This window comes from Devosia sp. (genome assembly GCF_028290645.1).
GTDB lineage: Bacteria > Pseudomonadota > Alphaproteobacteria > Rhizobiales > Devosiaceae > Devosia_A.
On the sequence record NZ_JAQGJL010000033.1, the window covers coordinates 1 to 9,334 of the forward strand.

The 9,334-nt window shown below is 67.9% G+C and carries 9 protein-coding genes; 3 read left to right on the forward strand and 6 right to left on the reverse strand.

Features of this window, described 5'->3' with window-relative positions; all coding sequences use genetic code 11:
- The 3 genes from JWQ89_RS02010 to JWQ89_RS02020 form a co-directional block, all read left to right on the forward strand.
- Window positions 1–270 (forward strand): ABC transporter permease subunit (locus JWQ89_RS02010; protein WP_366143957.1); only part of this gene is annotated, 270 nt, incomplete at its 5' end.
- A 218-nt stretch (window positions 271–488) separates the two neighbouring features.
- Window positions 489–1,382 carry an ABC transporter permease gene (locus JWQ89_RS02015; protein WP_299637976.1) on the forward strand — a complete coding sequence of 298 codons (894 nt, stop codon included), beginning with the start codon at window positions 489–491 and terminating at the stop codon, window positions 1,380–1,382.
- 25 nt (window positions 1,383–1,407) lie between these two features.
- Window positions 1,408–2,382 (forward strand): ABC transporter substrate-binding protein, encoded by a 975-nt coding sequence (locus JWQ89_RS02020; RefSeq protein WP_299637962.1) that lies wholly within the window; start codon window positions 1,408–1,410, stop codon window positions 2,380–2,382.
- A gap of 168 nt (window positions 2,383–2,550) precedes the next feature.
- Here the strand turns inward: JWQ89_RS02020 and JWQ89_RS02025 are convergent, their stop codons facing one another.
- The 6 genes from JWQ89_RS02025 to JWQ89_RS02050 form a co-directional block, all read right to left on the reverse strand.
- The gene (locus tag JWQ89_RS02025; RefSeq protein ID WP_299637964.1) at window positions 2,551–4,185 is read right to left on the reverse strand and encodes an EAL domain-containing protein; all 1,635 of its coding nucleotides are present in this window, start codon (window positions 4,183–4,185) and stop codon (window positions 2,551–2,553) included.
- Between the two features lie 330 nt (window positions 4,186–4,515).
- Complete coding sequence (locus JWQ89_RS02030; protein ID WP_299637966.1) at window positions 4,516–4,998, reverse strand: GNAT family N-acetyltransferase; 483 nt, start codon at window positions 4,996–4,998, stop codon at window positions 4,516–4,518.
- Window positions 4,999–5,017: 19 nt separating this feature from the next.
- Window positions 5,018–6,955: a beta-N-acetylhexosaminidase gene (locus JWQ89_RS02035; protein ID WP_299637968.1), complete on the reverse strand. Its 1,938-nt coding sequence runs from the start codon at window positions 6,953–6,955 to the stop codon at window positions 5,018–5,020.
- 30 nt (window positions 6,956–6,985) lie between these two features.
- Window positions 6,986–8,038: a D-TA family PLP-dependent enzyme gene (locus JWQ89_RS02040; protein WP_299637970.1), complete on the reverse strand. Its 1,053-nt coding sequence runs from the start codon at window positions 8,036–8,038 to the stop codon at window positions 6,986–6,988.
- 148 nt (window positions 8,039–8,186) lie between these two features.
- The gene (locus JWQ89_RS02045) at window positions 8,187–8,465 is read right to left on the reverse strand and encodes an EscU/YscU/HrcU family type III secretion system export apparatus switch protein (protein WP_299637972.1); all 279 of its coding nucleotides are present in this window, start codon (window positions 8,463–8,465) and stop codon (window positions 8,187–8,189) included.
- Window positions 8,462–9,334: flagellar hook-length control protein FliK (locus JWQ89_RS02050; RefSeq protein ID WP_299637974.1), on the reverse strand; the 873-nt coding region annotated here is incomplete at its 5' end. The genes JWQ89_RS02045 and JWQ89_RS02050, both read right to left, overlap by 4 nt.

A 9,334-nucleotide genomic window follows, 5' to 3' on the forward strand; every position in this document is an offset into this window, starting at 1 on the left:
TCGAAACTGCGCTGGCCAATTGCCCTGCCCTATCTCTTCACCTCGATGAAGGTGGGCGTTGCGGCTAGCCTGGTCGGCGCCATCGTGGGCGAATTGCCGGCGGGGACCAGTAATGGCATCGGGGCGCGGTTGCTGGCGGGCTCGTACTACGGGCAGACGATCCAGATCTGGTCGGCGCTGCTGGCCGCCGCCTTGCTGGCGGGGGCGCTGATCGCGCTGGTGGGCCTGGCCGAGCGGATCACCAACAAGCGGCTGGGAGCGCAGGCATGACGGCGCTGCAACGAGTGCTCGCTGCGTTCGCGTCGGGCTTTGCGCTCCTTGGGCTGATCTTCGATTTCGCCTCGACCGAAGGCGCGCCCATGCCGGTGTGGGAGTTTCCGGCAGTCGGGGTGTTGCTCGTCCTCGGTATCGTGAGCCTCGTCCGGTTTCGAGTTGCGGTGAGCTACTGGATCGACGGGGCGCTGGCGGCCCTCGGCGCGATTTCGCTGATGCTTGCGCTCGACACGCTGCAGCAGGCCGAGCCCGGGTACTGGTTCGCGCTGATCTCCGCGTGGCTCCTCGCCTGGCTGTTTGCCGAACGGCTGTCGGGTGCCATCGGGCGCGACGAGGCGCCGGGGTTGGCGGGGGTGCTGATACCGGCGGTGTTCGGCATTGCCATACTTGTGGCGTGGGAGGCCATCACCCGCGGGGGCAATGTGCCGAAGGTGCTGCTGCCGTCCCCGTCGGGGATATGGGAGACGCTGATCGGCAACATTCCGAGGATCGCGGCGGACTTTCAGCAGACATTTCTCAAGGCGGTGCTCGCGGGCTATGTGCTGGGGTGCGGGTTCGGCTTCCTCGTCGCCATTGCGGTCGACCGTTCGCCGTTCCTGAAGCGCGGGCTGTTGCCGCTGGGCAATTTCATCTCGGCACTGCCGCTGATCGGGATCGCGCCGATCATGGTGATGTGGTTCGGGTTCGACTGGCCGAGCAAGGCGGCGGTGGTCGTCATCATGACGTTCTTCCCGATGCTGGTGAACACGGTCGCCGGGTTGAACGCGGCGGGGCACATGGAGCGCGACCTGATGCGGACTTATGCGTCCGGGTATTGGTCCACACTGTTCAAGCTTCGGCTGCCGGCGGCGGCGCCGTTCATCTTCAACGCATTGAAGATCAACTCGACTCTGGCGCTGATCGGCGCAATCGTGGCTGAATTCTTCGGGACACCCATCGTCGGCATGGGCTTTCGCATCTCGTCCGAGATCGGCAAGCTCAATGTCGAGATGGTCTGGGCAGAGATCGCCGTGGCGGCGTTAGCGGGCTCTGTCTTCTACTGGGTGGTGGCGCTCATCGAACGGGCAGTCACCTTCTGGCATCCGTCCGTCCGTGGTGGTCGGGCGTAATCAGGGGAAAAGGGAAACGTCAAAAATGAACAAGCTTCTCGTAGGTCTGGTGGCGGGCGCGCTGGCGCTCGGCGCCACCGCGACCTGGGCCGCGGATCCGGTGACACTGCAGCTCAAGTGGGTGACGCAGGCGCAGTTCGCCGGCTATTTCGTCGCCAAGGACAAGGGCTTCTACACCGATGAAGGCATCGACATCACGATCAAGCCGGGTGGGCCGGATATCGCGCCCGAACAGGTGATCGCCGGGGGTGGCGCCGATGTGATCGTGGACTGGATGGGTGGGGCGCTGGCGGCCCGCGAGCAGGGCGTCAATCTCGTCAACATCGCCCAGCCGTTCAAGAAATCCGGCCTGTTGATGATCTGCCCGAAGGACGGCCCGGTGCAGACTGAAGCCGACTTCAAGGGTCACACGCTCGGCGTCTGGTTCTTCGGCAACGAATATCCGTTCTACGCCTGGATGAACAAGCTGGGCATCCCGACGGAAGGCGGCGCCGATGGCGTCAACGTGCTGAAGCAGTCGTTCGACGTGCAGCCGCTGGTGCAGAAGCAGGCCGACTGCATCTCGGTGATGACCTACAACGAACTGGGCCAGGCGATCGACGCCGGCTTCACCACCGACAAGCTGGTGATCTTCAACTATACCGATCTCGGCAACGATCTGCTGGAGGACGGCCTCTACGCGATGGAAGACAAGCTCGCCGACCCGGCTTTCGCCGACAAGATGGTGCGCTTCGTCCGCGCGTCGCAGAAGGGCTGGCAGTATGCGATCGAGCATCCCGACGAGGCGGCGCAGATCGTCATCGACAATGACGAATCCGGTGCCCAGACGCTCGAACATCAGAAGTACATGATGGGCGAAGTGGGCAAGCTGGTCGACGCGACCGACTTCAAGCTGAACGCGGCCGCTTATGAGCGCACCGAGAAGGCGCTGCTGGACCAGAAGATCATCAAGAACAAGCCGTCGGGGGCATTTACCACGGCGATCACCGACAAGCTCTGAGGCTATTTGGCTTCGGGCGAGAGAGGCGGGGGAGACCCCGCCTTTTTTGTTGGGACGCGGTGACGGTGTCCCTTCTCCCTCAGGCGAGAAGGTGGCGCGTCAGCGCCAAGCTGCGCTTGCCCTCTCCCCTGAGGGCGAGGGGAGTTGGGGGGAATTCGGTGGAGACAACTAGCCGGCGGCGCGCTGTTCGAGGGGGGCTTCGGGCATGGTGTCGAAGGCGTCGGTGAGGAGGCGCTGCAGGGCTTCGCGTGGCATGGGCCGGGAGATCAGGTAGCCCTGCGCCTCGGTGTAGCCGGCGGCGTGGACGCCCCTCAGCTGTTCGGGGGTTTCGATGCCCTCGGCGGTGGTCGACATGGCGAGGCGGGCTCCGATGTCGGCGACGGCGGCGACGATGGTTTTCGCACCCTCGGCGCTAGGGAGCGCATGGACGAAGGTACCGTCGATCTTGATCTTGTCGAACGGAAAGGCCAGCAGGTAGCCGAGGGCCGAATAGCCGGTGCCGAAATCGTCGAGCGCGATCCGCACGCCCAGCGCGCGGAGCTGGCGGAGGGTGTCGAGGTTCTGTTCGGAGTTGGTGAGGAACACCGATTCGGTGATCTCGATTTCGACCCGGTCGTGGGCGATGCCGGATGCGGCGAGGGCCTGCATGATGGTGGTGACGAGGCCGCCGCGCACCAGCTGCACGGACGAAACGTTGACGGCGATCCGGAGCCCGGCAGGCCAGCGGGCGGCCTCGGCGAGGGCCTCGCGGATGACCCAGTCGCCGATCGGGACGATCAGTCCGGTGTCCTCTGCGACCGGGATGAAATCGGCCGGCGACACGAGGCCGCGTTCGGGATGCTGCCAGCGCAACAGGGCCTCGAAGCCTGAAAATGCATGCATTCGGAGATCGAGAATTGGCTGAAAGTGCAACTCGAACTCGCCGAATTCCAGTGCCCGCCTGAGGTCGGCCTCCATGCGGCGCCGATCGGTGCTGGCGCGATTGAGCTCCGGCGCGAAACTGCGGATGTTGCCGCGCCCTTCGCGCTTGGCGGCATAGAGCGCGACGTCGGCGTGGTGGAGCAACTCGTCCGGTTCGTTCCCGTCGGCGCCGGCGACGGCGATGCCGATGCCCAGCGCGACGGTCACGACCTGGCCGTCCAGATCGTAGGGGGTGTCGGCCGCCTCGCAGATCCTCGCTGCCAGCTCGCGGGCGCTCTGGGCGGTGCCGGCGCGATGCAGCACGACGAACTCGTCGCCTCCCATGCGGGCCGCCGTATCGCCCGGCCCGAGGCAGCGGCCGAGCCGCGCGGCGAACTGGCGCAGCAGCGTATCGCCGGCGGCGTGGCCGAGGGTGTCGTTGATGGCCTTGAAGCCGTCGAGGTCGAGGCAGAGCACGGCGGCCGACCCGGCCTCGGCGAGTGCGGTGCCGAGGCGCCGGTAGAACAGGGTGCGGTTTGGCAGGCCGGTCAGCGCGTCATGGTAGGCGAGGTGCGTGAGCTCGGCCTGCATGTTGTGCAGCTCGGTCACGTCCTTGTGGGTCGAGATCCAGCCGCCGTCGGGCATGGGCTGGTGGGTCATCGAGATGACCTGGCCGGAGTTCAGCCGGTGAATATCGCCGAGGGTGCGCCCCTCGCGCACGGCGCTGAGCCGGTCGGCGACGTAGTAGTCGGCGGCGTCGCCGACATGGGTGTTGCCGGCGACGCGCGCCTCGAGGATCTTGCGGAAGCTGGTACCGCGTTTTCCGAGCTCGGGCGGGAGGCGGTAGATGTCGAGGAACTGGCGATTGCACAGCACCAGCCGGCCATGCCGGTCATAGAGCACAGTCCGTGGGCGAGGTTGTCGAGGATGGCGCGTATCCGCAGGTCCCGGGCGCGGAGCTTGCCGCGCGCCATGGCCAGCGACTTGCCGAGCCGCAGCAGCGCCGACGGGTCGCCCTCGACGGCGGCCGCCGGACCCTGTGGCGCAGTGCTGGATGTGGCTCCGGATCTCGGCAAGGCAGGGAGGCGTCCGCTGATGATCCCGTGACGGCCGGCAAGACTCGGGGCAGAAAAACCCGGTGCTTCGTTCCAACAGTCGCGGAAAACCTAGGAATTCGAGAGGTCTAGCCTAGTGCAGCGGAGTAAAGAGGAAGTTAGTTGAACACCGATGTTTTCAGGCCGGCTTGGGTGAATGCAGCATGCCCTTGTAAAGCCCGGGACTGGAGCCGGGGATTAGCAATGCGTCGAGCCGCTTCTGGTAGAATTCGACCGGGCCGGGATCGCCGATGACGGCGTAGGCGTAGCCAGCCTCGCGCATGCCGCGGAGCGTCGTGATCAGCAGGGCTTCGCCGATCCCCCGCCCGCGCGCGGTTTCGGCGACGCCGGTAGGGCCGAAGAAGCCCTTGGCGGTGGCGTCGTGACAGGCAAAGCCGAGGAGTTCGCCATCGCGGACGGCGAGCCAGCAGGTGACCGGCTGTTGGCTCATCGCCATCTTCACCTCGGAGACCCAGTCCTCACCGAAATGGTGCCGCACCCAGGCGGTGACGACGTGACGCTCGGGCGGCAGGGCCCGGCGCAGGGTGATGCCGGCGGCGATCACCCTTGCTTCGGCCGCCATTTCCGGCAGGTCGTACAGCCGGACCAAAAGATCGCCCATCTGCCCCATGATTCCTCGCTCACAATCCCTCGTAGCGACCGTAAAGGTTCGGCATCAGGCCGACCAGCGCCGTGAAGCGGGCGAAGTCGCGGTTGCGGCTCCAGCCGGTCTCGGCGACGGCCGAGAGGCGCGGGAAGACCAGCCGGTCGAACACGGCGCGATCGGTCATCGGCTCGGACCAGATGCAGGCCTGGACGCCGAGGAGATTGGCGCGCTCGGCGGCGCTCCAGCCGGCGGCGGGCTCGAAGGTGTAGGCCTTTTCGGGTGACGACCAGCCGGCCCAGGCGGCGCCGCACTCGTGCCAATCCTCGCTGTTGGCCATATCGAGGTAGTAGGCCTGGCCGGGCGCGACGACGACCTCGTAGCCTGCGGCGGCGAGCTGCTGGCTGCCTTCGGTAGTGCGCCAGCCGACGAGGTAGCAGTTGGCCTTGTCGATGCCGCCGCCATGCGAAGCTTCTTCCCAGGCGCCGGTGATCCTGCCATTTGCGGTGAGGAACGCCTGCAGGCGCTGCAGGAACTGCGCCTGGAGCGGCGCCGCGCCGGTGACGCCCAGCTTCTCGCGCAGCTTGTTGGCGGCCGGGGACGCGTGCCAGGCGTCCTCTGGCACCTCGTCGGCGCCGACATGGAAGTAGCGCGAGGGGAAGAGCTCGAGCATCTCGGTAAGGATGGTCTCGATGGCGCCGTAGGTGGCCTCGACCGCCGGGTTGAGGCAGTTGTTGGGGAAGCTCTGGATCGAATGATAGGGCGCGTTCTCGCCCGGATCGCGCAGCGCCGGGATGGCCTGCAGCATGGCGTAGCAGTGGCCGGGAACGTCGATTTCGGGCACCACGTCGACGCCGAACTCGGTGGCGAGGGCGACGATGTCGCGGATGTCGGCCTTGGAATAGTAGCCGCCGGTGCGCTCCGGGCCCGAGCCGAGCAGCGGCGGGACGGCCATGCCATAGCCGCGCCAGGCGCCCTTGCCGGTCAACTGCGGATAGGCGTCGATCTCGACGCGCCAGGCCTCGTCGTCGCTCAGGTGCCAGTGGAGGACGTTGAGCTTGTTCCAGGCGAGGATGGCGATGAAGCGCTCGACCTCGTCCTTGGCGTAGTAGCGGCGGGCAACATCGAGGTGGCAGCCGCGCCAGGCCATCTCGGGCGCATCCTCGATGCGGCCGGAGGTGGGGAAGCTGAACTGGCGAAGGTGCAGCCGGGCGCCGCGGAGGATCTGGCCCAGCGTGATGAGGCCGTAGAGCAGGCCGGTTTCGGTCTCGCCAGTGATGCGGGCGCGCTCGGCGGTGAAAGCGATGCTGTAGCCTTCCTTGCCGCCGGGGCCGGCGACGAGATCGACCGGGAAGCCGCCCTCGTGGGCGGGGCGGACCAGTCCTTCGCCGGGGAACAGGCGCTCGGTGAGTTTGGCGAAGGCGGCCGAGGCGGCCTTGCCGACGACCGAGGGGACGAGGGCGAGGCCCGACAGCGCGGTGCGGCGGCCGGAGACAGCGACATCGTTGGGCCAGGGGACGATCGAGACGGGGACCGGCGGGTGCTCCGGCACTGGGAAGATCGCCGTGCCCTTCCTGCGCCCGGTGTCGCTGCCTTCGAGCGCGGTCGGCACGGTGCGGAGCGAGCGCGTGGTGCTATCGGCGAGGATGAGGAAGCCGGTGGTAGCGCCGTCCGTCCAATGGCGGATGGGGTAGTCGAGCTTCAGGATATCGATGGTCCAGCGCGCGCCGGGGGCGAGCGTGAAGCCGCGCTGGGGCGCCAGTTCGCAGAAATTGGAGAGCTGGGCCACCACTTTGGCGCCGCTGATCTCGGCGTCGTCGCTGACCCGGGCGGGACCGGAGAAGCCGAGGCGGAAATCGCGCAGGGTCTCGCCCGTGTCGTTGGTGAGCATCAGGCGATAGCGCGCAGCAACGCCCTCTCCCGCCGGACGCCACTCGGATGCGAGCGTCAGGCCATCATACCAATCAGCGACCATTTCGATACCACTCCCCTGCCGGGAGAATTCCTAGTCGACTCGTCCGCGTGCCGCAACCGGGACCGTCTCCTTGACCTCGTCGCCGGAGACGAGCGTCACTTTGTCGAACAGGTTGGAGATGACGCAGGCGTGGTTGGGGATGATGCGCAGCCGCTCGCCGACGCGCGGCCAATCGGAGGCGGCCGGCATTTCGATGACGCCGTGCTCCTCGGAGAGGCCCTTGATGGTGAGGTCGGTGCCCATGACGAGGCCGTAGCCCTCCATGGTGAGGAGGTCGGAGGTGAGCGACTTCGAGCTGGCATCGATGACGATGCGGGTGGGGGTGGGGCGGCTGACGACGGTGACGAGGACGGTGAGGGCGCAATCGTCGAGGCTTGCGACCTGCTCCTTCACCTGGAAGCGATCATAGTAGATGTAGGTGCCGGGGCGGCGCTCGGTGACCGGGGCGGCGGCGGGGCTCCACATGTCGGGGCTGTTGCCGGATGACACCGTGGGGACGGCGATGCCGGCCTGCTGGAACAGCGCCACGGCTTCCTTGAGCCAGGCGTTGGATTTTTCGACGCCGTGGAGCGGCGGATAGGTCATGAGGCCGCCGAAGCGGAGGCCGGGGGAGAGCTGGATGTGCCGGGCGAGAGCCAGCGCCTGTGCGGGGGTCTGCACACCGCAGCGGCCGCCGCCGGAATCGCATTCGACCAGTACGGTGAGCGGCTTGCCGGTGGTGAAGGTCTCGGCGTAGCCGGCGACGGTGTCGGGGCTATCCGCCGTTACGGCGAGGGTGACACGGTCGTTGAGGGCCTTGAGCCGCGCGAGCTTCCTGGCGCCGAGGATGTTGTAGGGGAGGAAGATATCGGTGAGGCCGGCGTCGGCCATCACTTCGGCTTCGCCGAGCTTCTGCGCGGTGATGCCTATGGCGCCGAGCTCGACCTGGCGTTTGGCGAAGCGGGGCAGCTTGTGGGTCTTGATGTGGGGGCGGAGGGCATAACCCTCCTTGTCGGCATGGGCCTGGGCGCGGGCGAGATTGGCTTCGACGCGGTCGATGTCGATGAGGACGGCGGGGGTGTCGAGGTCGGCGATGTTCGGCATGGGGCGGGTTCCGATGGGGGCGCGTCACTTCGCGCGGAGATGGGGCGGAATGCAAGGTGGGTACGCTGGAAGTTGGAGCGTCTGGCCACCCCCACCCTTGATCCCTCCCCACAAGGGGGAGGGAGACGACTGGACTGGCGGTTGTCCGCTAGTAGCGGGCGTGGCTGGCGCGGAGGATGAAGCCGATGATTTCGGCGACGGCTTCGTAGAGCTCGATGGGGATCTGCTCGTCGAGCTCGACGCCGGCGAGGGCTTCGGCGAGGGGGGCGTTGGCGTCGATGACGACGCCGTTTTCCTCCGCCACCTCGACGATGCGGCGGGCGAGTTCGCCGCGGCCCTTGGCGATGACGCGGGGGGCGTCACGGGTGCCGCGTTCGTATTCGAGGGCGACGGCGAGGTTGACGGGCGGTTTTGCGGTGTCGCTCATCGGGCGCTGTCCAGCAATTGGCCGGGGCGGCGGGCGGGTGGTGGCGGGACGCCGCGGCGGACGCGGATGCCGCCGACATCGAGGCCGTGGCGCGCGAGGGCCGGGGCGAGTTCGGGGAGCATGGCCTCGAGCGCATCGGCGGTTGCGGGCTCGGCGGCCCAGAGGGCGATGTTGGCGGCGCGTCCGAGCAGGGAGATTTCGGCGCCGACTTCGCCGGTGGCAGTGAAATTGAGGGCGAAGCGCATGCGCCAGCCACGCTCGCGCGGGGCTGATTTGTGCTTACTGTCGCGTTCGACGAGGAGCTGCAGGATGCCGGTTTCGGCGCCGAGTTGCATCGGCACTTCGACGCGGAACTCGGCGGCGGGAGCCGGGGTGTTCGCGCGGAGGGTGTCGGCGGGGCTGGAGGCGAGCTGGAGCAGCTTCAGGCGCGACAGCGCGGCGTCGGTGTGGCCGAGGAGTTGGCGGGCGGTTTCGACGGGCTCGTCGCTGCCGGGAGCGGCGGGCTGCGGCGAGGGGGCGCGGGCGGGTTCACCTTTGAGCGGCGGGGGCGGGCGGCGGGTGACCGGGGGGACGGCTTGGACCTCGCCGCCGAGGAAGCCGCTCAGGGCGGAGCGCAGGTGCAGCAGCGCGGATCTGGCATCGGCGGGTGGACGGGCGCCGGGCTCGGCGATGACGCCGGCGCGGAGCACCGCGTCGCGGATGGACCTGCCGTCGGGCGGGGCGCGGTTGAGGTCGAGGCGGCCGGCGAGGAAGCGGACGATGGCCTCGAGCACGGGGCGCGGCAGGGCGACCGCGGGGCCGAGGTTGGTCAGGCGGGCGAGGAGCGGCGCAAGGCTGTCCTGCCGGGCGGCGGCTTGTACTGGGTCGGC